Below are 24149 nucleotides of genomic sequence, written 5' to 3' on the forward strand. Positions count from 1 at the left end.
CCACATGGTTGCCCATCTCGGCCAGGCAGGCCCCGGTGACCAGGCCCACGTAGCCCGTGCCGATGGCGGTGACTTTCATTCGTTGTCCTCGTTCAATAAAACCGCGTGGGGCGGGTCACGACCCGCCCCACCTCATCCTCGCCCATGCAGGGCGAGTCACGACCCGCCGGCACCGTTGCACGGCACCACCAACGGCGGGTCATGACGCGCCCTACGTTCAGGCGTTTGTAACCCACGCACATGACATGCCAGGCCAAGTCACGCCCTGTCGCAGTCCCGGTACCAGGCGACACACCGCAGCAAGTCATCTGGTACGGGAATCGTCAACCACCCCTTCCGGGCAACAACCAACGCGGCGAATCCTCTCGCATTCTCGGGAAGTTGGTGCGCAACTTGCATGCTGCACCCCGGTCTGCAGAAAGCCGGCCGGACATGTCGATGCCTCACAAAAAGCCCCATCCAAGCGCCGCTACGTGCACGGCGGTCACCATGGACCCCACAAAATGCACGACCTGCCATTGACATGAGGATCTGAACGTGAAGGCTGCCGTATCGCTTGGTCTTATCGCTGCGACCACGGCGGCGCTTGCCACCGGATGTGGCGGCAGCTCGGAACCGTCGTCCGCATCGCCATCAGCGAACGCAGCGCTAACGCCATCTGTCGTCGCAAGTCCGGCCAGTGCCGATCCCGCAACCTCAGCGCCACTCCCGCTGGAGGCCGCATCGGCCGCCTCGGGCGTTACCCGGGACACATCAGCAGCGCAAAGCCTGCAAGCCCTCCCCAACGCGCAGTCCGCGAGCCAGGCAGGAGCCGCTGCGCAGCCGCCCTCCGACACAGCCACCAAAGCTGTGATTGCGTCCGGCGCCGGCACGCCTGCGCTGCCGGCTTTGCCCAGCCCGACGGCGGCGACGCAAGCCACACCGCCCATACTCGCCACCCAAGCCATGGCGGCGCCAGGCACTGCACAGGCAACGGCCGTCGCTCAACAAGCCAGCGAGCAGGACGCAACCACCGACTTCGGCGCGCTGCTCGGGCGCATGCGCAACGAATACAAAGGCGCCAGCGCCTGGCAAGCTGACGCGGCCCTTTCGACCATCCTGGCCCATGGCGAATGGAGCGACATCAACTACCGCGATCGCAGCGTTGGCGAATGGACACCCACGCTTCACCTCGATCGCGTCCGTGCCATGGCCATCGCTTACTCGGCAACGACAGGCAAGCACAGCCGCTCGCCCAAGGTGCGCGACAGCATTGTTCGCGCGCTGCAAGCCTGGGTGAACCGCTCGCCGCAGTCCGACAACTGGTGGCACAACACCATAGGCGCGCCATCGGCATTGATGCCCACGCTGGTATTGATGGATACCGAACTGCCCCAAGACCTCCGCAACGCGCTGATTGCCTCCCTGGTGTCGCCCGTATCGGTGCCAGCCGATCGAAAGACCGCGCAAAACCTCATCTGGTACGCCCGGCAGGCCATCGTCAAGGGAACTCTCTCCCGCAACAGCGCCGAACTCAGTGCCGGACGGGACGCACTGCACGCCACGCTCGCCATCACGTCGAACGAAGGCATCCAGGCCGATCTCAGCTTTCATCAACACGGCAACCAGCTCTACTCGGGCGGCTACGGGCTGACCTACCTTGCTGACATGGCCGGACTGGCCAGCTGGATGCAAGGCACGCGTTGGGCGCTGACCGCCGCAGACCTGACCCTGCTCGCCGACTATGCCGCCACCGGCATCGGGCCGCTCGCGCGCGGCGACTGGCTGGACTGGAGTGCCCGCGGCCGGGAGATCACCCGACAGGAAAGCGTCACCCGCCCGGCCGTCCTGCGCGACGCCGTGACAAAGCTCGTGGCCAGCCTGGCCCCAGATCGACATGCTGCGCTGAACGCCCTGCACGATCGCCTTCAGGCACAGGCTGCGCCGACAAGCACCTCCACGCACGCCTACTGGCGCTCCGACTTCCTCGCTCACCAGACGTCCAAAGGCTACTTCTCGGTCAAGATGATCTCGAAGCGCACCGTGGGCACCGAATCCGGCAACGGCGAGAACCTGTCCGGGTATTGGCTCCCTTTCGGCACGACCTTCATCGTCGGGGCTGGCAACGGCGCCGAGTACCTCGGCCTGCAGCCGCTGCTGGACTGGAGCGCCCTGCCCGGCACAACCGCACCGGAGACCGTACCCGACTTCAACGGCTACCTGCGCGGCACCGAAGAACGAGTCGCCGTGCTCAGCAACACCAACCATGGCCTGGCAAGCATGCAGGTCAGCACGCAGGGCCTGTCTGCAAAGAAGTTCTGGTTCGTGGACGGCAACACCATGCTCGCGCTGGGTGCAGACATTCGCTACGCCGGTGCGCACCGCGTGCGCACAACACTCAACCAGACTCTCTGGGCCGGCAGCGGCGCCTCCAGCGCCGGCGCGCTCTCGTCGACGGCGTCAACCCAGTCGCAGAGCGGCGTCAAATGGCTCGCGCATCACGGCGTCGGCTACCTCCTGCTGGATGGTCAGGGCGCGTCACTCACCGTTGCCGAGAAAAAGCTCGTCGGCAGCGACCCCACCACCACCAGCTTCGGCGCCGTCGCCGCCACCGCCAAGCCGGCGCAACTCCTCACGCTCGCCATAGACCACGGGCTGCGCCCCGACGCCGCCAGCTATGCCTACGCCGTCATCCACGGCATCACCAGCGCCAGCCAGGCACAGGCAGCCGCCAAGCCAAAAGTGCTGGTCAACACGGCAGCGGCACAAGGCGCCACCTCGGCCGACGGCGCGCGTCTGGCCGTGGCATTCCACAAGGCCGGTCAAGTTGCGCTCGGCAACGGCGTCACGCTGCAGGTGGATCAGCCCGTCGTGGTGCTTGGCCAGATCACCGGCTCACAGCTGCAACTACAGACCGTGGACCTTGCCGGCACCGGCATGAGCGTCACGCTCAAGACAACCAAGGATGGCCAGACCCTGGATCAGAAGACAGTCCGCACCGCCGCAAACACGCTTCGCTCCCGGCAAACGCCTGCAAGCGCGCTGTCGCTGGCCCTAAGCCGCTAAGCCGCTAAGCCGCTAAGCCGCTGACCGCCCTGATGACACCGGCCCGGCCCACCATCCGCGACCACAGCGCCATCCTTCGCCCGTGCCCGGCTGACACACAAACAGGGGGCAAGGCCTCGGGCCAGCAAGAACGGTCATACCTAGCCGCTACATTGCGCGCGCACCCCGAGCCACGCCATCCATGACACCACGCCGCTACCTACCCATTCTTCTGCTCGTCACACTGGCTGTCGGTGCGCTGGCCATCGACCAACGCTCTCTCTGGACCGACGAAATCGGCACCTGGTCCACGGCAGTAGCCAACGGCCCCATGGACTGGGCGCTGAGGTTCTGGCACCACCACAACAGTGACGGCCAGATACCGCTCTACCACCTGTTCATGTACCTGTGGACCCAGGCGGCAGGCACCAGCGAACTCGCGCTGCGCCTCGCCAACCTGCCATGGCTGCTGCTCGCGCTGCTGGGACTCCATCGCCTGCGCCTGGAGGCCCCCGTGCGATGGCTCGCCATCGGCATCTTCTGCCTGCATCCCCTGGTCTGGTACCAGCTCAACGAAGCACGCCCCTACCTGCTGCACCTGGCCGGCGCCTGCTGGCTGATGACCGGCTGCATCAACCTGCTGCAGGCTCAGCGCGAGGACGACACCGACACCAGCTGGCGCGAACTGCTCATCGGCTCATTCCTGCTGATCGGCAGCAGCGCGCTGGGCGCGTTCTGGATCTTCGGTGCGCTGGCGGCGTTCATCGCCTGCAACCGCCCGCCCCTGATGTCGCTCATCGGCGCCGCGCGCCGGCAACCCGGCTTCACGCTGCTGCTGCTGCTGGGCTGCGCCCTGATCATCACCGTCGCCGCACACAGCCACCTCAGCGGCGCACGCGCCAGCCTCGCTGCCAGCTTCTCCGTCGGCGGCCTGGTGTACGGCTTCATTGAACTCCTCGGCGCGGCCGGCCTCGGCCCCTCGCGCCACGACCTGCGCACCCAGCTGCGCCTGGCCGACCCGACACAGCTCGGCATGATGTTCGCCGCAGCCGTGCTGCTGGCCTGCTGCCTGCTGGCTGCGTGGCGCGGCCTGAAAGGCGCGCGGCCACGCTGCTTCGCCGCCATCAGCCTGCTGCTGCCCATCGCCATGCTGGCCGCGGTCGGCCTGCTGCTGCACTGGCGCGTGGTGGGGCGCCATCTGTCCGGCGCACTGCCCCTGCTGTGCCTGGCCATGGCGTGCTTCGCCCACAAGGCCTGGCAGGAAAAGCAGCTCATCGCGCGCGGCCTGGCGGCGGCCATGCTGCTGGCACTGGCCGCATCGACGCTCGCCATCCGCGTGGCCGATCGCCACGGCAAGGACGACTACCGGCAAGCCGCCCAATGGGCACGTGCCGCGCTGCAGGAAGGCAAGGTCGTGCTGTGGCTCGCCAATGAGCGGGCCATCGGCTACTACCGCCTGGCGGGGTGGACACCCGATGGCATCGTCGACATGCCCGCCAAGCTCATCCCCTTCACCCACTACCCCGCCTACAAGGCCACGGGAGCTCCGGCCCCCGACATCGTCATCTACTCCCCCAGAGAAGGCGTCGACCCGAGCGGGCTGGCTCGCCCCCTGCTTCAAACCGGTGCCTACACGCGCACCGACACCGCGATCGCGTTTGAACTGCACCAGAAACACTGAAGATGACTGCATCAACTCCCGTGGACAAATCGGCTGAAGTCCCCGTCTGTGTCGACCTTGACGGCACCCTGATCCACACCGACCTGCTGTTCGAATCGTTCCTGCTGCTGCTGCGGCAGAACTTCATCGCCGCGCTGCAAGTGCCGTTCTGGCTGCTGCTCAAGGGCAAGGCCGAAACCAAGCTGCGCATCGCAGCACTGGTGGCTGTCCAGGCGGAGCACCTGCCGTACTGCGAACCCGTGATCGCCTACGTGCGGGCACAGCGCGAGCAAGGCCGGCGCACCGTGCTGGCCACCGCCAGCGCGCAACGCTACGCACAGGCCGTGGCCGACCACACCGGCCTGTTCGACGACGTGATCGCCACCGCCACCAGCGACACCAACCTCTCGGGCGCCAACAAGGCGCAAGCCCTGGCACAGCGCTTCCCGGCCGGCTTCGAATACATCGGCAACAGCAGCGACGACCTGCCCGTCTGGCAGCAGGCACAACGCGTCTCCATCGCCAACGCCAAGCCGCGCGTGCGCGATGCCGCCCACCAGCTCGGCCGCACCGCCTTCCAGACCGACAACCCCTTCAACCCCCTGCGCGCGGCCATCAAAGGCATCCGGCTTCACCAGTGGCTCAAAAACCTGCTGGTGTTCCTCCCCGTGCTGGCCGGCCACCGCGTGGCCGACACCGCCGTGCTGACGCAAGCCCTGCTCGCCTTCCTCGCGTTCGGCCTGTGCGCGTCCAGCGTCTACCTGCTCAACGACCTGCTCGACATCGAAGTCGACCGGCGGCACCCGCGCAAGCGCCTGCGGCCATTTGCGGCCGGCGCCCTGTCCATCCCGCTCGGCGGCGCCCTGACCGTGCTGCTGCTGGCCGGCGCCGTGCTCGTCAGCCTGGCCCTGCCCGCCGCCTTTGGCGCCGTGCTGCTGATGTACTACCTGCTCACGCTCAGCTACTCGCTGCGCCTGAAGGCGCAAGTCATGGTCGACGTCATGATGCTCTCGGCCCTCTACACCGTGCGCCTGCTCGCCGGCAGCGCCGCCACCGGCATCACGCTGTCCTTCTGGCTGCTGGCGTTCTCGATGTTCCTGTTCCTGAGCCTGGCCCTGCTCAAGCGCTACGGCGAAATGCGCATGCTCGCCCGCAGCGACCAACGCCGCAGCGCCGGCCGCGGCTACTCCACCGACGACATCGTCGTGCTGCTCGCCCTGGGCTCGGCCAGCGGCTACAGCGCCGCCCTCGTGCTGGCGCTGTACGTCAACAGCGCCGACGTCGCCCGGCTCTACACCCACCCGCAGGTTCTCTGGGCCGCCATCCCCATGCTGGTGTACTGGCTCAGCCGCATCTGGCTCAAGTCCCACCGGGGCGAAGTGCATGACGACCCCGTCGTCTTCGCCGCGCGCGACTGGCAAAGCCTCGTCATCATCGGCCTGCTGCTCGGCCTCGGCCTGATGGCCTCCTACACCGGCCCACTGCTCCCATGAACCTCTCCACCGTTGCCCTCGTCCTCACTGCGGTGCTGCTCAACACCGCAGCCCAGTTCGTGTTGAAGGCCGGCGCGCAGCGCCTGTCCCAACTCACCAACCCTGACTGGCTGCAAATCCTCATGGCAGCCGCACTCAGCCCCCACATCCTCGGCGGCCTGACGCTGTACGTCGCCAGCTTCGGCCTGTGGATAGGTGTGCTGGCCAAGCTCGACGTCAGCGTGGCCTACCCCATGCTGTCGCTGGGCTATGTGCTCGCCGCCGTGGTGGCCTACTTCTGGCTCGGCGAAGCCTTCACGCTCAACAAGGCCGTGGGCATTGCGCTGGTGGTGGCGGGCGTGTATTTCCTGGCGCGGACGCCGGCGGCAAGCTAGCCCGGCAGCTCAACGGTCTGCCGCATCCCCAGCTGAGCTGATGCAACGCTGAATCGCAGCAGCACCCAACAGATAAACAGACCCGTCGAATGTCCGCTGGTCGGCCCGCGCGCGCACCAACGCGGATTCGACCGATTGCGCGAAGCGATATCTTTGGCCATCTCCGCAATTACTCGGTTGACTCGAACTCCGAGCTCAACGCGGCCACCTACAGGGTTGGCCTAGGCAAGATACGAATAATCTCTCGCGTGCGGTGCACGGTGGGATTTTCCCCGAACAGTTACCAACCCAAAGCACACCGGGCATTTGGTTGACTATGGGCGCGCACCGTTTCTTGCCGCCGACAGCCTTCTCGACAGGAGGTGACTCGGCCGCTCGACAACATAGTAAAAAAGAAGAAGCGCCGCCACCACAACAACTATCGTCAAAGCATCAACAGCCCACAGCGGCAAAGTCACGCTCGCCCGTTCAATCTCACGCCGAACTACAGGAATAAGCGGCTGGTGCAGCAAGTAAATAGAGTACGACGCATCGCCAAACAACTTCAAAAGTTGACTTTTGAAGTCAAGAAAAACCATCGACCAAAGCCAAGGGACTACAAAAATAGCATAGATGGTCAGCGTTATCGCATAGCTAACACCAAACGCCACCTTCAACACTGCGGCAAAGCCACCGCCACCGAGGACAGCAACCCATAGCGCCACCGCCAAGGGTTTCGAAACATCAAACCTCACAGAGCCTTTTATTGCCTCCGCCAAATAGGCGCCAGACAACCAAACAGGAAGGCCAACAAAAAGCAGGCTCACGAAATTTCTGTTCGGATACTCCATCGAATCTCTTCCCGCAAACGCAAAAAGAAATGCAATTCCGAAGGAAATTAAAACCACCCCCCCCAAACTCGCATTGATTTTAATTTACGATGCAAGAAAATATAAAGCAAATAATAAATAGCCTCGCAAGCCAAACTCCATATTGCCGGACCACCAAACGCCATCTCAAACCATCTATATTCGAGAAAATAGGCAATGCCGCTCGCAACAGCAAATGGAACGCCCAAACGAACAACGCGGCGAAGCAAAAACTCCCGAGCACTCAGATCCCGATTAATGTTTGGATAATGAATACAAAATCCAGACACCACAAAAAACACCAAAACAGCTGCAGGCCCACTGAGAGCGACCTTCAAGACATACAGCAATTGCTGATCAAAAGGGATGGGCAACTGCCGTGGAAGGAGGCCGTGATCAAAGGCAACAATCAGCGCAGCAATAGCGCGAACAGCGTCTATTGAAGACAGGTACATTTTCATCAGCGGCACCTGTAAATAACGGAAGCGCAACCCATCAATGCATCAGGTGCTTCGCCAGAAGCAACTCATACTCAAGAAGTATCTTTTCCCAGCGAAACCGCGTAGCGTGCTGCCCCACACTAAAGGCTTTCATACCCAACAAATCACAGCTGCCGTCGACAACCTTGGCAACTGCGCGATCAAATTCCTCTCGGCTGCCGAAGAAAACCGCCCCATCCCCAGCCACCCACCGGTTGTACGGGTTGTCATGGGCCAGCACCGGGTTGCCGGCGCCCAGCGCCTCCACCAGTGACGGGTTGGTGCCCCCCACCTGGTGGCCGTGCACATAAGCCAGGCTGTGAAAACGCAGCGCCGTGACCACGGCCGGGTCGTAGATCGCGCCGGTGAAGACAACCTCCGCACTGGCCGCCTCCTTCACCGCGCGGTGGTAGGCATTGCCCGGCTGGTAGTTGCCCAGCACCACCAGCTTGATGCCCCGGGGCGCGGCTGAGAACCCACTCACCACTTCGAGGATGGAGTTCTCGGGCTCCGGGCGCGCGATCAGCGTCAGGTACTTGCCCGGCTCCAGCCCCAGGGCCCGCACGGGCGCGTCCGACACGTCGCGCAGTTCGTCGGCGCCGTACGGAATCATCGTGATCTTGCGTTCGCTCACGCGCGTGGCGAGGTGCTTCTTGATCTCGGGATGGTCGGCCACCAGGTGGTTGCCCAGCCAGCAGCCCAGGCGCTCATTGAGCCAGAACCAGGTCTTGGCCACCTTGCCCCACTTGGCCCGCGCCCACTCGATGCCATCCATGTTGATGACGTTGGTGACGCCCCGCAGCCGCAGCAACGCACAGAACACCGCCGTGTTGTAGCCCAGCGTGAGGCACAGGTCGCGGTGCGCCGCCGCGTGGGCGGTGGCCTTCCAGTCGAACACGATGGTGCTGGCCGCGCCATCGCCCTTGACGGGAATGCGCACCCGCTCCACCCCGCGCCATTCGTCCTGGAACGTGGCGCCCTCGCCCTCCTCCTGGCAATAGACGATCACGCGCCAGCCCTTGGCGGCCAGGTACAGCGCCAGGCGCTCGGCAAAGGTTTCAAAGCCCCCGTGCGCGGCCGGAATGCCGCGGGTGCCGAGGATGCGTAGCGTCTTGGGTGTCGTCGTCATGGTTGGGCACGGGCCCGCGCCGGGGCCGTTGGGTCAAGGGCATGTTGCAGCGCGTGCGTGACGCCCTGCACATAGGCGTCCACGGAGAACACCTGTTGTTGTCGGGTGCGGGCCTGCGCCCCCAGCTGCGCGCGCGCCTGGGCATCGGTGGCCAGGCGCTGCATGGCGGCGGCCAGGGCCTCCGCGCTGCGCGGCGGCACCAGCAGGCCGCTGTCGCCATCGGTCACGATGTCCAGCAAACCGCCATGTGCCGCCGCAATGACCGGCCGGCCAAAGGCCATCGCCTCGATGGCCACGCGGCCGAAGGGCTCCGGGTCGATCGACGGCACCAGCACCACGTCGGCGGCCTCCCACACCGCCTCGACGTCGGGGCGGAAGGGCTCCAGCCGCGCAGCGCCGGCCGCTGGCGATGCCGCCAGCTGTGCGCGCAGCGCCTGCTCAAAATGCTCCTGCCCCGCGAAGGGCGACCCCACCAGCCACAGCGCCACACGGCCACCCAGCTCGGCGTGCACCCGCTCGAACGCCTCCAGCGCCAGGCCCTGCCCCTTCCAGGCATTGAGGCGGCCGGCCAGCGCAAACACCACCGTGCCGCCGTCCCAGCCGCGCGCCTCGCGCTCGCGCTCGCGCCGCCCCTGCGGCGCGGCCACGGCCACGCCGTTCCACACCACGCGGCAGCGCTCGCGGCTGCGTGGCAGCTCGATCCAGGCCTGTGTCTGGCGGGAGTTGCTGATGATCACGCGCGACAGCGCCGACACGATGGCGCGGAAGGCCCGGCTCAGCGTGGGCGAGCCGGCCAGGATCTCGCGGATGTGCCACACATGCGGCCGCCGGACCAGCAACGCATACGCCGCGCCCGCGAACACGGCCACCGTGTTCGTGTAGACCAGGTCGAAGGGCCTGTCTCCCGCCAGTTGGCGAATCTCCCGCAAGGCGCGCCACGTGGCGGCCAGCGTGCGCAACAGCCCGCGCGGGCCCAGCATGCTGCGCTGCACCTTGCACACCTCGCCAATGGCCACGCGCGCGCCGGCCGCGCGCAGCAGCGGCACCAGCGGGCCGTCCTCGGGCAGCAGCACGGTGATCTCGAAACCGCCTTGCTGCAGCGAAACAAAGTCCAGCAGCGACCGGTCCGAGCCGTAGAGCTCGGCGGATGAATGCACGATGAGCAGCCGCACTGGCTGAGGAACACGAGAAGTCATGAATGGCCAATGCCTGAGGAAGGTCGGCAAGCGGCCAGCGCCGCGCCAACCGTTTGCGCAATACCGGCTGCGCTGAACTGCCGGCGAAAGCCGGCCCTGCCCTGCAACCAGGGGTCGGCCGCTGCCCGGGCCTCGATCAACGCCTGCGCGAACGCGTCAGCGTCATCAGCCACCCTCAGCAGGCTGCGGAGTTCGGCAGGCAGGCCGCGCAGCCCTTGCGCACGAGTGACGATCGGGGCATCGGTGCTGAGCATGTCCAGCGTCTTGAGCTGCACGCCACTGCCCACGAACACCGGGTTGGCAAGCACCCTGGCACCCAGCACGAAGGGCTGCACGCTGGGCACATCAAAGTCGGTGTCGACGCGCGCCAGGCGGGCCAGCTCATCGCGCAGTTCGGCACTCGGCGATGACCCCACCACGCGCAAACGCGCCTCCGGCGCCTGCTGCCACACCCTGGGCATGACCTCGCCGACCAGCCAACGCAGCCCCAGCAGGTTGTTGGGCGTGCGCAGGTTGCCCGAAAACACGATGTCGCCGGGTACGGGTGCCAGCGCCGTGGCGGCCATGGCCATCTCGGGCAACGGCGGCAGCCAATGGGCACCCTGGATGCCGCGCCCCTGCCAGAACGCCATGTCGTCGATGGAGATGTCGAACACGGCATCGGCACGCCGCATCAACATGTGCTCGTATCCGGCCAGGCCCACGCAGGTCAAACGCCAGGCCAGCTGATCGCGCAGGCGCTTTGCTGCGCGGGCCTGGCCAAGCAAATAGCGGTGCTCGACGTTGTGCGACCGATACGCCAGCGGTACGGCAAACGCGTCGGCAAACTTGCACGCCAGCTCGCCGAACCACGGCCCCTCAAGCCACATGGCCGTGGGCGCGAACGCCTGCACGGCCGCACGAATGCGGGCCTCGTCCACCGGCTCGGGCACCCGTGTCGCCGCATGCCAGGGCACTCGCCTGGCGTTCAGCAGCCGTCGCAGCGTCAACGCGCGCCCCCGCTTCATCGGGAAGCACTCGTGCGCGTCGACGTGGTGCTTCACGTGCGCCCAATCCGCCGGCGTGGGAGACAGCGGCCCGCCGGCCTCGTAGAGATGCACCAGCAGCACGGCCGCCCCCTGCGAACGCAAGGCCTGGATGCGCCGCCACACGTCGGCACGCCCGCCCCGGTTGGCGGGCCAGGGGATGTCCGGCGCAAAAACGACGAGGCGTTGCCCGGCAAGCGGAGTTTCAGTGGTGCTCATGGCGTGTAAGACAACATCCGGCGCTCGGCCAGCAAGCCACGCAACGCGGCACGCGCCTTGTCGGGGTGGCCCTTGAGCGCGAACTTGGCCGCCTCCCACGCCAGCATGGGAGCGACGGTCCACAGGCGCCAGGGATGGAACCGCCGCGCGAATGCCAGCTTGTTGCGGTACAGATAGAACAGGCTGAGGGGCGACCCGCCACTGGATGCCGTGCCAATGGTGGCGCCATGCTTGTGGAACACCTTGGCATCGGGCGCCCAGCCCAGCTTGAAGCCCGCGAGCTGGCTGCGGTAAGCCCAGTCGTGCTCTTCCGAGTAGAGGAAGTAGCGCTCATCCATCAGGCCCACGGTCTCCATCAATTCACGCCGCACCAGCATCGCGGCACCGTTGACATAGGCCAGGCGCGGCTCAACGGCAGCGGCCGACGCCGGCACCTGATCCAGCGACAGCCCCATGCCGATGGCAGCGGACCTGGCCCGCCAGGCCAGGTAGCTGGCCCCACCCAGCGCCTGCACGCGGTCACGCGCGTGGTGCAGCAGCAGCGTGGCACCACAAATGCCCATCGCGGGCTCGGCCTGGCTGCGCTGCAGCAGCGCGCCCAGCGCCTGCGGATGAACCTCGGTGTCGTTGTTCAGCACCCAGCAATGCGCCACGCCTGCATCGGCCAGTGCGTAACGCATGCCGACGTTCATGCCGCCGGCATAGCCCAGGTTGGCACCGGTCTGGATCAACACCACGCGGGGCCGCTGCGGCGCGGCCAGTGCATCAGCCAGGCTGGCAAAGCTGCCGAACGACGCGGGCGCCACCAGGGCCTGCAGCGACTGCAGCTGCTGCCAGGACTCGGGCCGCGACGCGTTGTCGCACACCACGATCTGCCTCGGCGGCACCGTGGAGGCCAGCAAGGCCTGCACGCAGGCGATGGTGTCGGCCGCACCGTTCCAGTTCAGGGTGATCGCGGTCACCGCCGATGAAGTCTCCACGCTCACCCCTCCACAGCGCGCCCGGCGCGGCGATGCCAAACCCACAAACCCGCGTACAGCGCCAGCAGCAGCACCGTGCTGCCGATGGCCACCCACAGCCACCCCAGCAGGCCCCAGTGCGCCAGCGCCCACAGGCCGCCGCCCACCAGCACTAGCAATTGCAGGGCCACCAGCCAGACCTTGATGCGCTGCAGGTTGGCGGCCACCAGCACCAGCCCTGCGCCGGTTTCAACAAACCGCAGCGCCAGCAGCAGGCCGAACCAGGGCAGCAGCGCCGCCAGATCAGCAAACCCGGCACCAAAAAGCAGCCGGGTCAACGGGCCCGCCCCCAGCGCCAGCACAGCCCCGGCGGCCACGCCGATCGTGCCGAACACGCCCAGCGTCAACAGCGACTGCCGGCTGCTGCCGGCCTGCACGCCGCGCGTCAGCCGTGGCAGCAGGTACAGCGCCAGGATGGGCGCCAGGCGCGACACGCCCTGCACCAGCTTCATGCCGGCCTGATACAGCCCCACCGCGCGCACGCCCAGTTGGCCCTGGATCAGCACCGAGTCCAGCTGCGTGTTGGCGGTGGAGAGCGCGAACTCCACGGCATAGGCCCAGGCCGAGCGCAGGCACCGCCATGCCGCGCCCACGCTGGACAGGCCCAGCGGCTGGTAGGCCCGCTGCGCAGCGCGCATGGTGAGCGCCAGGCCCAGGCAGCGCGACAGCAGAAAGGCCCCGGCGCAATGCAGGGCCTCGGGCGAGGCCCACACCGCAGCAGCCATCACGCCGATGTGCAGCACGGCGGCCACCGAGGCGGTGTGCGCTTCATCCTTGAACTTGCTGCCGGCCCGAAAGGCCAGTTGATAGGTCTCGCTGAACGACTCCGCCACTTGCGCCAGCAGCAGGGCCGCGAACACCAGCCGCGCGCTGCCCGGCATCAGCCACACGCCCAGCAGGCTGGCCAGCAGCAGCGGCGCCAGCAGCAGCAACTTGGCGGTGAGCGCCTCGGCCAGCGCCTGAGGCTTGCCGCCAGGGTTGGCGCCAAACTGCCGCAGCACCGCCGTGCCCAGGCCGAAGTTCAGCAACACGATGGCCATGGACGCCAGGGCCAGCGCATAGGCAAAGGTGCCAAAGCCCTCGGGGCCCAGCGCCCGGGCCAGCAACACGATGACCAGCAGCCCGGCGCCAAGGCGCAGGACGTTGCCCATCAAGACGAAAAGGAATCCACCCACCATGACCGCTGATGACACATCACACCGCGCTGCTGCGGCATGTCGAGAGTTATTGGGAAAGCCAGGCAGGCGCCAGGGCTTGCCGCCCGGCAGCGAACCCCACACACATCACGGCCGGGAGGCCACACCACCCGCCTGCAGCCGGCGGCCATAGAACAGGCCCAGCACCAACAGCAGCCAGAACAGCGTCATGTTGTGGGCAATCGTCAGGCCGATGAACGACACCACCAACGCCATCAAGGAGGCTGTCACCAGGCCGGCCTGCAGGCCCAGCCGGCCCGGGTCGCTGGCGGCCAGCCACGCCAGCCGCACAAAAAACGTCAACACGATGGCCAGGTACAGCAACAGGCTGGGATAGCCACCGTCCACCGCCAGCGACAGCAAGTAGCTGTCGACAGAGGTATGCCCTTTCGAATCGGTCAGGCCGGCAACCATGACAGACATCCCCTCGCCATAGCCCAGCAACGGGTGGGCCTCCAGCGAACGCATGCCCAGGTTCAGCATCTCGACGCGGGCCGAGGTGCTGCCAGCCTCCATCGAACTCCGCCCCAGCACCAGGCCCTTGGCCAGCCAGCCGATGCCGGCAGCCGCCAGCAGGAAGACCGGGCCGCCCAGCACGGCAAAGATGCGGCCAAAGCCGCGCCCCCGCAACGCACGCAGCCAGAAGACAAACAGCACGATGGCCACAGCCGCCAGCACGCTCACGAAGCCCGCCCGCGACCCGGACTTGACGATGGCCGCCAGGCCCACCGGGATCACCAACAGACCCAGCAAACGCCAGAACTTGTCTTGCTTCTCGGTCAGGGCCAGCAACAAGCCCAGCGGCAGCAAGGCAGCGACAAACTGCGCAAACACGATGGGGTGGGTGAAGACCGACTGCGCGCGGTAAGCGCCTTCGCGAATCTTCTCCGCAGTCAACGAGCGCAGGACATCAGCGGTAGCCTCGTTGTCAGAACCGGCAGCAAAACGCATCAGCGGGTTCTTCTGCCACAACGCTTCCACCAAGCCATACAGCAGGGCCAGAAAACCGCAGAACACGATGACGCGCAAAAGACGCCTGTCAGCATCCGGGAAGCCAAGCAACAAGGCCGCGACACCAATGAAGCTGGTTAGATAGGCCAATTCCTTCAACAGCAGGAAGGTAGACGACACCGCGTTGTCGCCACTGACCGACGACACGAAGCGCCAGGCAAACCAGGCCAGGATCAGCCAGCCCATTCGCCACAGACCCAAAGTGGCAAAGCCCTCTGTGCGGGCAAGCCTTGCGTTGGCCACGAGCAAAACCACACAAACCGCAAGCATCACCAGAATAGATGCCGCTTGCGGATTGGTGTAGGCCCCGCCCAATGGGAAGAAGATGAATCTCGGCCACAAGATCGAGAGCGCCACCGTCAACAGCAAGCCCCGTTCGACCCACCGCGCCGGCAGGCCGCGCGAGCGGCTCCTGAGCAGCCAGGCCAGCATCAGCACCAGGCCCAGCATCAACACGGCCACGACACGCAGCGTCACGCCAACGGGCATGAGCGGCACCATCAAGCCGAGAACCATGCACCCGAACCCAACGGCGCACCACAGCAGCGCCTTGGGCAGCAGTGCGATGAGTTGCGTCGACAGCTGGGCGATCGAACGAGCGTGCATTCAGGCGCCCGCTAGTCGATTCAGTGCCGGCTGCGCGACGCTTGCCAGAAGTGCTGCCGTGAAGCGATCTTGCAACTCGAATGCCGCCTTGGTGTCTCGATCGACCGAGGACACCCGGAACAGCAGGCCGTCGGGGATCAAGCCCTGGAAGCCATAGCGCATTTCGGCCAACTTCTTGTCGCTGCCGCCGCGCACAGCCGTCTCGCCGATGACGGTCCAGTACGTCACGGGCTCGTAGCGCTGGTTGGCAAGCACGGTTTCCAGGCGGCGCGCGGGGATGCGGCGCCCGGCGAGGTTGAGGTCGGCCTTGGCGTTGCTGGCCAGGCGAAAGCCCTGGGCCGGGTAGCAAATTTCCGGGTAGTGCATCTGCATGCCGTCGCGCTGGTCATTGCCGTAGGCGATGGAGAGCATGACGCGCTGGCCCAGGGCGTTGACGTAGGTGCGCGTGAGGATCTGGCTGTAGAGCTGCTTGAGCAGTTCTTCCTGCTGCGGGTTCACCACGCCGCCCACGGCGGCGGCGTCCACCTGCCAGTCGCCGAAGCGCTGGGGGATCAGGGCTTCGAGCTTGAAGTCGCCGTGCAGGCTGGCCATGCGCTGGGTGGGCGTGAGCTTCCAGGCGGCGGCGGCGGCACCGCCCATCAGCAGCGCGGCAAGGGCGGCGCGGCGGGTCTGGCGGTCGAGCGGGTTGGCGGGGTTCAGGGTCGCGTCGCTCATGGCTTGGCCTCTGCGTTGCCTCGGCGCATGCCCACGCGCAGCAGGCCGTCGGTGGCGATGATGAGCATCAACGCGCTGATGAACAGCACCATGCCGGCAAAGCCGTGCAGGAAGCCCTGGCCGGCCTCGTCGCCGAAGTAGTAGGTGATGAGCGTGAGCGTGCAGACGCGGATGACGTTGGCGGCAAAGCTGATGGGCACGATCAGGATGGCCAGCGTGATGTTGCGGAACAGCGAGCTGTGGCGCACGAGGTTGAGGTAGAGCAGGCCCAGGGCTTCGAGCGTGAACAGCGTGTGCAGGCCGGCGCAGGCGTCGGCCACCAGCAGCTGGTAGGGGCCGATCTGCAGGATGACGCCGCTGCGGCTGATGGGGTAGCCGAGCGTGTGCAGCAGGCTTTCGGCGACGTAGGAGACGGCCATCTTCATGGGGTGCGTCAGCGCGTCGACGATGGCGCCGGGCAGCGGGATCATGAAGAACATGAAGAACAGCGCAAACGCGATGGCACGCAGCTGGGCGGGGCCGCGCAGCAGCAGCACGATGCCGCTGACCACGAGGATGGCGGAGCCCACCTCGAACAGCCAGATGCCCTGCGAGCGGCCCACCGCATACAGCACGCCGGCCACGCCGAGCAGCGCCCAGGCCAGCAGGGGCCGGGGCGGGGAGGCGGTGGTGTCCATCAGGTCGGGCCAGCGCTTGTAGATCAGCCAGATGCTGATCGCCAGCACGATGGGGCCGTGGCCTTGTGCGTCGGAGGCCCAGATGGTGCTGAACAGGCTGATCAGGGTGGGCACGTACAGCGCGAGCACGCCCAGGCCCGCCACGAGCCAGGGGGTGAGCGCCGCACGGCTTTGTCGCGCCGCAAGCATCGGAGCCTCCAGGACCGTCATTGCGGTCAGTGTTCGTTCATGACGACGCCGGCCAGTTCGGTCGGCGTGTTGCCGAGCGCGCCGACGAGGGCCTGCAGCGCGGCCACTCGCGTTGCGCCCTTGCGGGCCAGCGCCAGCGCGGCGCCGCAGCGGGCAGCAATGACGGCGTAGTCGGCGCCGTGCTCGGCCGCCGGGGTGTCGACGATGACGTGGTCGAACTTGCTGACCAGCTCGCGCATGAGCAGCGCAAAGGCCGGGCGCTCGACCAGCTCGGTCGGGTTGGGCGGCAGCGTGCCCACGGGCATGACGAACAGGCTGGGCAGGTCGCGCACGGGGCGGATGACGCTGCTCTCGGAGCGGCCAGACAGGATGCCGGAGAGGCCGGCACCGCCTTCGAGGCCGAAGACTTCGTGCTGTCGGGGGCTGCGCATGTCGGCGTCGAGCAGCAGCGTGCGGCCGCCGAGCTGGCTGAAGGCGATGGCGAGGTTGGCGGCGAAGAAGGTCTTGCCGTCGCCCGCGTTGGGGCTGATGACGGCCAGCGCGCGGCGCGGCGCGTCAGCCGAGTACAGCTTCATGTTGATCTGGCTGCGCAGCACGCGGAAGGCTTCGGCCTGGTCGCTGAAGGGCTTGGTGGACAGCACCAGCTCTTCACTGGGAGCCGGGCCGCCGCCTGCGGCGTAGGGGTAGTGGAACTGCTGGCTCAGGGCCCAGAGCACGTCTTCACCCTTGGCCAGGCCCAGGGAGACGGCGGCTTCGCCGAAGCGCAGGCCGTGGGTCTTCTGGTGCGCCAGGATGCGCTCGACCTGGTCGGGGGTGAGCTGGTTGGCTTCGGCAATGATGTCGCCGATGGAACGGTCATGCAGAGCCGTCGGACGGATGTCTTCAGCGGGTTGGCTGCTCATGTTGTGTTGCATGTCAGTTCGTCAGGCGGCTTTGGTGGACGACTTGCTGCTGCCCAGCAGCCGCTGGCGCTGCGCGCCGCTGGAGGCGGCCGTGGACTTGGCACCCGGCAGCACGCCGAGCACCGCCAGGCCGAGCAGTTCGCGCACATCGTCGATGTCGCGCACGCGGCGGTCGCGCAGTTCGGCGGCCATGACGACACCGATGGCCAGCAGCCCACCCACGAACAGGCCGAGGGCGATGTTCAGCGGGATCTTGGGGAAGGAGGCTTCCACCGGCGCCGAGGCCGAGGTCAGGATGCTGGCGTTGCTGGAGGTGGCCTGGCTCTCGATGTTGGTGACCGACTGGCGCTGCATGATGTTGTCGTAGTTGCGCTGGGCGTTCTCGATGTCACGCGTGATGACGGCGCCTTCGTCGCGCACCTGCTTCAGGCGCAGGACCTTGGCGCGCTGGGCTTCGAGCTCGCCACGCAGCTGGGCTTCGCGCTGGCGGGTGATGTTGCTGCTGACGCCCACGCCCGCGGTCAGGCGGCGGACTTCGGCGTCCAGGCGCTGGCGGAGTTCGTTGATGTTGGCCTGGAGTTCGACGACCTGGGGGTTCTTGTCGCCCAGGCGCGAGCTGATTTCCTGCAGGCGGGCTTCGGAGCGGGAAAGGTCTGCGCGCAGGGCGGCGACGACGGGGTGGCCGCTGATTTCCTGCATCTTGTCGCCCGAGCCGGCGGCGGCCTGCGCCTGGCGGCTGTTGGCCTCGGCGGAGAGCGACTGCATCATGACCAGCTGGGTGGACAGCTCATTCAGGCGCTGGTTTTCAACGTCCATGCGCTCGTCGGTCATGATGAGGCCGTGTTCGTTCTGGAAGGCGCTGAGCTTGTTCTGCGCCTTCTCAAGCGACTCGCGGGCTTCTTTGGCGCGGCTGTCGAAGAAGGCGCTGTATTGCTTGGCCGGGTCGACACGCAGTTCGACCGCGGTCTCGATGTAGGACTGCACGAAGGCGTTGGCCAGCGCGGCGGCAAAGCGGGGGTCGGGCGCCTTGTAGATGACGTTGATGACGCTGCTTTCGCGGCCAGGCTTGACGTCCAAATCCTTTTGCAGTCGCTCGACAAGCCAGCTTTCGATGTCGCCCTGGCCCTTGTTCGCGTCGTTCCACTGCTCGCGGATGAGCGGCACTTCGGTGAGCTTGAGGGCGCGCACGACGCGCCGGGCCACGCGGTCGCTCTGCAGGATGTCGATCTGCGTGGCGATGACGCCGGGCGTCATCAGCGACTGGTAGGCAATGGCAGACAGCGGGTCGGGCTTGACGTCGACGACGACGCTGGCCACGGCGGTGTAGCTCTTGGGCAGCAGGAAGCTGACCACGACTGCGGGCACCAGCACGCCCAGCAGGACGGCGATGAACAGCAGCTTGCGGGCGACCAGGATGGAGAGGAATTGGCGAAAGGTCATGCTGGGTCTCGGGTCAGAACAGGCTTTCCTTGACGTAGACGACATCGCCGTCCTTCACGCCGTCATCCATGCCCTGCTGGATGACCTGCACCTTGCCGTCGGCACCCTTGCGGTGCACGCGGATGCCCCGTTCGGTGCCGCGCTGGTTGAGGCCGCCGCCGGCGGCGAGCACTTGCATGAGCGTCATGCCGCGCTCCAGGCGCATGGGGCCGGGGCGCTGCACTTCGCCGTAGATGTAGACCAGCGGCGCGCGCTCGACCCACAGCACGTCGCCGTTCAGGATGAGCACGTCGTTGGCGCGGTTTTGCTCGGCGCTGAAGACGCCGGGCAGGTCGATCTCCTGGCGGAAGGGCTTGCCGTTGCGGGTGCCGGTGAGCACGAGCAGGTCACTGCCGCTGCTGGCCACGCCGCCGGCGGTGGCCAGCAGGTCGGTGAGGCGCATGTCGGCGGTTTCGAGCGGGTAGCGGCCGGGGCGGTTGACCTGGCCGAGCACGCTGGCCTGGTTGCCCTTGACCTGCAGCAGCGTGAGCGTGACCTGGGGCTGCTTGACGTAGTTGCCGCTCATCAGGCCGTCGGCGATGAGGCGCTCGGCCGAGCTGACGCTGCGCCCGCCGACGCGCACATGCCCCACCAGCGGGAAGCTGATGACGCCGGACTCGGAGACGCGGGTTTCGAGGGTGAGGTCGGGGTTTTGGTAGACGACGACGCGGATGACGTCGCCCGCACCCAGCCGGTACTCAGCCGGCGCCGTGGCGGCCGCCGGAGCGGTGGCCTGGGCGTGGGCGCCCAGGGCACCCAGCCCGAGCGCAGCGGCGAGCAGCAGTTGAGGAAGTCTCGTCATCGTCATCCCGTTCGTTGAAGCCGGTAGGGCGGGTCGCGGCCCGCCGTTTGGTGGCAGCAGGCGGCTCGTGCCGAAAGACGCCGCCCACCCGTGCCGGCGGGTCACGACCCGCCGTACGGCCTTGGTTTTCATTTCAGCCCCATGCCCTTGGAGATGGAAGCAGGATCCAGGCCACTGGCGGCCGGGGCGGGGGCCTCGGCGGCGGTGGGTGCCGGTGCCGGTGCCGGGGTGGCCGCGGCGGGTGCGCTGGCGGCGGCTTCGGCGAACTTGCCGACGTACTCGACCTTGGAGCCGTCACGCAGGGCCTTGATGTCCTTCTGCACGACTTCGGCCTTGCGCTGGTTCAGCAGGAAGGCCTCGATGGCAGGGCGGGCGCGGGCTTCGTCGACGGGCTGGCTGCGCGAGCCGGACAGGAACAGCACGGTGATGCCGTTGGGCGCCGGGCTGACCATGGAGTCGCCGTCTTTCAGGCGGGAGATGTTGTCGAGGCTGGCCAGGGGCAGTTGCTCGGCGGCGCGCACGGCCTGGTTGCCGTTGAAGCGGAAGTCGTTGGCCTTGAGGTACTCGACGAATTCGCCCAGGCTCTTGGCGGCGCTGAGCTTGGCGCGCAGGGGCTCGAACTGCTCGGGCTTGGCCTCGATCTGCAGTTCTTGCAGGCTGTAGACGCGGCGGTCTTTGAAGAGGGCCGGCTTGTCGTTGTAGTACTTGGTGATCTCTTCGTTGGTGGGCTTGGCGACGCTTTCGCCGATGCGTTCAACGTAGGCGCGGGCGATGATTTCGCGCTTGGCGGCCTCGATCTGCTGCACGACGCGGGGGTCGCGGTCGAGCTTTTGCTCCTGGGCTTTCTGGACGGCGAGTTCCTGGTCGATCAGGCGTTCCAGGACCTGGCGGCTGGCGGCCTCGGCCTGTTCGGGCTTGAGGCCTTGCTGGCGCTGGAGCACGAAGTTGATCTGGTGGACGGTGATCTCTTCCTTGTTGACCTTGGCGGCCGTCTGGGAAGCTTTTTCGCCCTTGTCCCCGCCGCAAGCCGCCAGCAGCACGGCAGCCGCCACGGCGGCGAGCAGGGAAACACGGGGCTTGATCAGTCGCGTTGCCATCTTGTCGATGTCCTTGTTGTGCATGGGACGGGGGCCGGCCCAGGGTTAGCAAATCAGTGTAGCGGCCGGATATGTCGCTTCTGTGGGGGCGTTGTCCCGTTAAAAAGGCGGCCGAACCGGGGGTTAGAGCGTTTTCAAGGCGCGAGTTCCTGCACCCCCCGTATTCCCGGGGGTGCGTGGGCAGGGGGTGGCCCGGCGAGGTGGGGGATGGCGCCGGCATGGCGGCACGGCGCCACCGGTGCGACATCACGGCAGATGAACCGCCATTCGTAGGGCGGGTCGCGACCCGCCGGCATGGGGCCGGCGCCACCCATCGGTGCGACACCACGGCGGGATGCATCACCCGCCGGCACGGCGGGACGGCGCCACCGGCGCGACATCACGGCGGATGAACCGCCATTCGTCGGGCGGGTCGTGACCCGCCGGCACGGGGGGATGCCGCCACCCATCGGCGGGTCGCGACCCGCCCTACGGGAGGAATCCCGGCGGCGTGACGCCACCGGCCACCGGCGCAACATCACGGCGGCACGGCGCCACCGGCCACCGGTACGACATCACGGCGGAATGAACCGCCATTCGTAGGGCGGGTCGTGACCCGCCGGCACGGGGGATGCCGCCACCCATCGGCGGGTCGCGACCCGCCCTACGGGGTCAGCATTTGATGCCGGCGTGCAGCGCGACGATGCCGGCGCTGAGGTTGTGCACGTCCACGTGGCCGAAGCCGGCCGTCTTCATCATGGCCTTCAGCGTCGCCTGGTCGGGGTGCATGCGGATGGATTCGGCGAGGTACTTGTAGCTCTCGGCGTCGCCCGCAAACAGCGAGCCCAGCTTGGGCAGGATGTTGAAGGAGTACCAGTCGTAGGGCTTGCGCAGCGGCTCGGCGATCTTGGAGAACTCCAGCACCAGCAAGCGGCCGCCGGGCTTGAGCACGCGGCACATCTCGGCGAGCGCCAGGTCCTTGTGCGTCATGTTGCGCAGGCCGAAGGCGACGCTGACGAGGTCGAAGCTCTCGCTCTTGAAGGGCAGCTTCTCGGCGTCGGCCAGGCTGGTGGGCAGGATGAGGCCTTCGTCGAGCAGGCGGTCGCGGCCCTGGCGCAGCATGGCTTCGTTGATGTCGGTGTGCACGACGAGGCCGCTCTCGCCGACCTTGCGGGCGAAGGCGCGGGAGAGGTCGCCGGTGCCGCCGGCGATGTCCAGCGCGCGCTCGCCGGGCTTGAGGTTGGCGACCTGCAGGGTGTAGGCCTTCCAGGCGCGGTGCAGCCCGGCGGACATGAGGTCGTTCATCAGGTCGTACTTGGACGCGACGGAGTCGAAGACGCCGCGGACCTTGCGGGCCTTCTCGGCCTCGTCGACCGTGCTGAAACCGAAGTGGGTCTGAGTCATTGGAGCCCCTGGTTCGACGGGTACGTCGACCGATCCCCCGATGGGATGCAGGCCGGCTTGGGAGCGGCCCGGCGCTCGGCCCGCCCGCTGATCAAATTGGGTGTCATAGGTCAGTGTGAGTGGCAGCTGCCGCCGCCCTTGACGGGCATGGGGTCGTCGCGCCCCTTGCCGGCGGCGGCGAGGCGGGCCTCGTAGTCGGCCCACAGGGTGGCTTGCTGGCTGCCGAGCTTGTGGAGGTAGTCCCAGGTGAACAGGCCGCTGGCGTGGCCGTCGCTGAACTCGGGCCGCACGGCGTAGTGGCCGACGGGCTCCAGGCCGGTGATGAGGACGTCGCGTTTGCCGGTCTGCAGCACTTCCTGGCCCGGGCCGTGGCCCATGACTTCGGCGGAGGGGCTGTAGACGCGCATCAGCTCGAACGGGATGCGAAAACGCGCGCCGTCGTCGAAGGCGATCTCCAGCACGCGGGACTGCTGGTGGACGGTGATGTCGGTGGGCGCAGGCATAGCGGCGAGTGTAGGTGGCGCCCCGCCGCCTCCTGCCACGCGGGCGGGCCATGACCCGCCGCTCCCTGCCGGGCCGGGCGGGTGTGGCGCGCCTCCACCCACACGGCGGGTCGCGACCCGCCCTACGGGTGCCGCTCCCGCCGGGCGGGCGGGCCATGACCGCATTCGTAGGGCGGGTCATGACCCGCCGTTCCCCACCGGCCGGGCAGGTGTGGCGCGCCTCCACCCACACGGCGGGTCGCGACCCGCCCTACAGTCAGGCCATGCCGAACTACCGCCGCGCTCGCGTTCCGGGAGGCTCGTTCTTCTTCACGGTGGTGACCGCAGGGCGCCAACGGGTGTTGACGGATGAGCCGGTACGGCTGGCGTTGCGCGAGGCGATCCAGGGGGTTCGACGTGATCGCCCGTTTCAGGTCGACGGCTGGGTGCTGCTGCCCGACCACATGCACGCCATCTGGACCCTGCCCGCCAGCGACCACGACTACGCCACGCGCTGGCGCCTCATCAAGGCCCGGGTGACACGACAGCTGGGCGACGCCTACCGCCACTCTGCGGCGATGACACCCCGGCCGGGCGCCACAGACCCGGGCAGCCTGTGGCAACACCGCTATTGGGAACATTGGCTGCGCGACGACGTCGATGTGCAGCGCCATCTGGATTACCTGCACTTCAACCCGGTGAAGCACGGGCTCGTGTCGAACGCCATCGACTGGCCATGGTCGTCGTTCCACCGGTTCGTCGCGGCAGGCATGTACCCGCGCGATTGGGGCATGGCGTAGGGCGGGTCATGACCCGCCATCGGGTGGCGCCACCCCGCAACGCCGGCGGGTCGCGACCCGCCCTACGAGCTGCATCCCTCCCAACGTAGGGCGGGTCATGACCCGCCACCATGTGGCGCCATCCCGCAATGCCGGCGGGTCGCGACCCGCCCTACGAGCTGCATCCCTCCCAACGTAGGGCGGGTCATGACCCGCCACCAGGTGGCGCCATCCCGCAATGCCGGCGGGTCGCGACCCGCCCTACGAGCTGCATCCCTCCCAACGTAGGGCGGGTCATGACCCGCCATCGGGTGGCGCCATTGCGCATAGGCGGGGGGGGGCGGGGCGGCCGCGGCGGTGGGTGGC

At 67.2% G+C, this 24149-nt stretch carries 22 protein-coding genes; 5 read left to right on the forward strand and 17 right to left on the reverse strand.

Going from position 1 to position 24149, the window contains the following annotated elements; translation table 11 throughout:
- The coding region (locus ACG0Z3_RS22270) for a hypothetical protein (protein WP_394402076.1) at nucleotides 1-79 on the reverse strand (79 nt) is incomplete at its 3' end.
- A 770-nt stretch (nucleotides 80-849) separates the two neighbouring features.
- Here ACG0Z3_RS22270 and ACG0Z3_RS22275 point away from each other — a divergent pair.
- From ACG0Z3_RS22275 to ACG0Z3_RS22290, 4 genes are all read left to right on the forward strand, one after another.
- Entirely contained in the window at nucleotides 850-3045 is a 2196-nt protein-coding gene (locus tag ACG0Z3_RS22275; RefSeq protein ID WP_394402024.1) for a polysaccharide lyase family 8 super-sandwich domain-containing protein, read from the forward strand.
- 181 nt (nucleotides 3046-3226) lie between these two features.
- Nucleotides 3227-4705, forward strand: coding sequence for a hypothetical protein (locus ACG0Z3_RS22280; protein ID WP_394402027.1), 1479 nt, complete (start codon nucleotides 3227-3229; stop codon nucleotides 4703-4705).
- A gap of 2 nt (nucleotides 4706-4707) precedes the next feature.
- On the forward strand, nucleotides 4708-6177 hold the full coding sequence (locus tag ACG0Z3_RS22285; RefSeq protein ID WP_394402030.1) for a UbiA family prenyltransferase: 1470 nt from the start codon (nucleotides 4708-4710) through the stop codon (nucleotides 6175-6177).
- Nucleotides 6174-6551 (forward strand): EamA family transporter, encoded by a 378-nt coding sequence (locus tag ACG0Z3_RS22290; RefSeq protein WP_394402032.1) that lies wholly within the window; start codon nucleotides 6174-6176, stop codon nucleotides 6549-6551. Before ACG0Z3_RS22285 ends, ACG0Z3_RS22290 begins: the two co-directional genes overlap by 4 nt.
- A 314-nt stretch (nucleotides 6552-6865) precedes the next feature.
- Here the strand turns inward: ACG0Z3_RS22290 and ACG0Z3_RS22295 are convergent, their stop codons facing one another.
- The 16 genes from ACG0Z3_RS22295 to ACG0Z3_RS22370 form a co-directional block, all read right to left on the reverse strand.
- Entirely contained in the window at nucleotides 6866-7381 is a 516-nt protein-coding gene (locus tag ACG0Z3_RS22295) for an acyltransferase family protein (RefSeq protein ID WP_394402034.1), read from the reverse strand.
- Nucleotides 7382-7428: 47 nt separating this feature from the next.
- On the reverse strand, nucleotides 7429-7860 hold the full coding sequence (locus tag ACG0Z3_RS22300; protein WP_394402036.1) for an acyltransferase family protein: 432 nt from the start codon (nucleotides 7858-7860) through the stop codon (nucleotides 7429-7431).
- Between the two features lie 34 nt (nucleotides 7861-7894).
- On the reverse strand, nucleotides 7895-9007 hold the full coding sequence (locus ACG0Z3_RS22305) for a DUF1972 domain-containing protein (protein ID WP_394402038.1): 1113 nt from the start codon (nucleotides 9005-9007) through the stop codon (nucleotides 7895-7897).
- Nucleotides 9004-10203 carry a glycosyltransferase family 4 protein gene (locus tag ACG0Z3_RS22310; RefSeq protein ID WP_394402041.1) on the reverse strand — a complete coding sequence of 400 codons (1200 nt, stop codon included), beginning with the start codon at nucleotides 10201-10203 and terminating at the stop codon, nucleotides 9004-9006. The genes ACG0Z3_RS22305 and ACG0Z3_RS22310 overlap by 4 nt, the downstream gene beginning before the upstream one ends.
- Nucleotides 10200-11447 (reverse strand): glycosyltransferase family 4 protein, encoded by a 1248-nt coding sequence (locus tag ACG0Z3_RS22315; protein ID WP_394402044.1) that lies wholly within the window; start codon nucleotides 11445-11447, stop codon nucleotides 10200-10202. Before ACG0Z3_RS22315 ends, ACG0Z3_RS22310 begins: the two co-directional genes overlap by 4 nt.
- On the reverse strand, nucleotides 11444-12409 hold the full coding sequence (locus tag ACG0Z3_RS22320) for a glycosyltransferase family 2 protein (protein WP_394402046.1): 966 nt from the start codon (nucleotides 12407-12409) through the stop codon (nucleotides 11444-11446). Before ACG0Z3_RS22320 ends, ACG0Z3_RS22315 begins: the two co-directional genes overlap by 4 nt.
- Nucleotides 12410-12429: 20 nt before the next feature.
- Nucleotides 12430-13644 (reverse strand): lipopolysaccharide biosynthesis protein, encoded by a 1215-nt coding sequence (locus ACG0Z3_RS22325; protein ID WP_394402049.1) that lies wholly within the window; start codon nucleotides 13642-13644, stop codon nucleotides 12430-12432.
- A 105-nt stretch (nucleotides 13645-13749) separates the two neighbouring features.
- Complete coding sequence (locus ACG0Z3_RS22330) at nucleotides 13750-15189, reverse strand: O-antigen ligase family protein (RefSeq protein ID WP_394402051.1); 1440 nt, start codon at nucleotides 15187-15189, stop codon at nucleotides 13750-13752.
- A gap of 90 nt (nucleotides 15190-15279) precedes the next feature.
- Nucleotides 15280-15993, reverse strand: a complete 714-nt coding sequence (gene epsI, locus ACG0Z3_RS22335; RefSeq protein ID WP_394402054.1) for an exosortase-associated protein EpsI, B-type — start codon at nucleotides 15991-15993, stop codon at nucleotides 15280-15282.
- Complete coding sequence (xrtB, locus tag ACG0Z3_RS22340) at nucleotides 15990-16880, reverse strand: exosortase B (RefSeq protein ID WP_394402056.1); 891 nt, start codon at nucleotides 16878-16880, stop codon at nucleotides 15990-15992. The genes epsI and xrtB overlap by 4 nt, the downstream gene beginning before the upstream one ends.
- A 5-nt stretch (nucleotides 16881-16885) precedes the next feature.
- Nucleotides 16886-17761: a polysaccharide biosynthesis tyrosine autokinase gene (locus ACG0Z3_RS22345; protein WP_394402058.1), complete on the reverse strand. Its 876-nt coding sequence runs from the start codon at nucleotides 17759-17761 to the stop codon at nucleotides 16886-16888.
- A 21-nt stretch (nucleotides 17762-17782) separates the two neighbouring features.
- On the reverse strand, nucleotides 17783-19201 hold the full coding sequence (gene epsF / locus ACG0Z3_RS22350; RefSeq protein ID WP_394402060.1) for a chain length determinant protein EpsF: 1419 nt from the start codon (nucleotides 19199-19201) through the stop codon (nucleotides 17783-17785).
- Nucleotides 19202-19214: 13 nt separating this feature from the next.
- A complete protein-coding gene (epsE, locus tag ACG0Z3_RS22355) occupies nucleotides 19215-20042 on the reverse strand; it encodes a polysaccharide export protein EpsE (protein WP_394402062.1) in 828 nt (275 codons plus the stop codon).
- Between the two features lie 128 nt (nucleotides 20043-20170).
- Nucleotides 20171-21139, reverse strand: coding sequence for an EpsD family peptidyl-prolyl cis-trans isomerase (locus ACG0Z3_RS22360; protein WP_394402065.1), 969 nt, complete (start codon nucleotides 21137-21139; stop codon nucleotides 20171-20173).
- A gap of 651 nt (nucleotides 21140-21790) precedes the next feature.
- Complete coding sequence (gene ubiE, locus ACG0Z3_RS22365; RefSeq protein ID WP_394402067.1) at nucleotides 21791-22522, reverse strand: bifunctional demethylmenaquinone methyltransferase/2-methoxy-6-polyprenyl-1,4-benzoquinol methylase UbiE; 732 nt, start codon at nucleotides 22520-22522, stop codon at nucleotides 21791-21793.
- A 110-nt stretch (nucleotides 22523-22632) separates the two neighbouring features.
- Nucleotides 22633-23025 (reverse strand): gamma-butyrobetaine hydroxylase family protein, encoded by a 393-nt coding sequence (locus tag ACG0Z3_RS22370; protein ID WP_394402070.1) that lies wholly within the window; start codon nucleotides 23023-23025, stop codon nucleotides 22633-22635.
- A 179-nt stretch (nucleotides 23026-23204) separates the two neighbouring features.
- Here ACG0Z3_RS22370 and ACG0Z3_RS22375 point away from each other — a divergent pair, with 179 nt between their 5' ends.
- Nucleotides 23205-23804 carry an REP-associated tyrosine transposase gene (locus ACG0Z3_RS22375; protein WP_394402073.1) on the forward strand — a complete coding sequence of 200 codons (600 nt, stop codon included), beginning with the start codon at nucleotides 23205-23207 and terminating at the stop codon, nucleotides 23802-23804.
- The last annotated feature ends 345 nt before the right edge of the window (nucleotides 23805-24149 follow it).

It is taken from the genome of Pelomonas margarita (genome assembly GCF_043555875.1).
Lineage (GTDB): Bacteria > Pseudomonadota > Gammaproteobacteria > Burkholderiales > Burkholderiaceae_C > Pelomonas > Pelomonas margarita.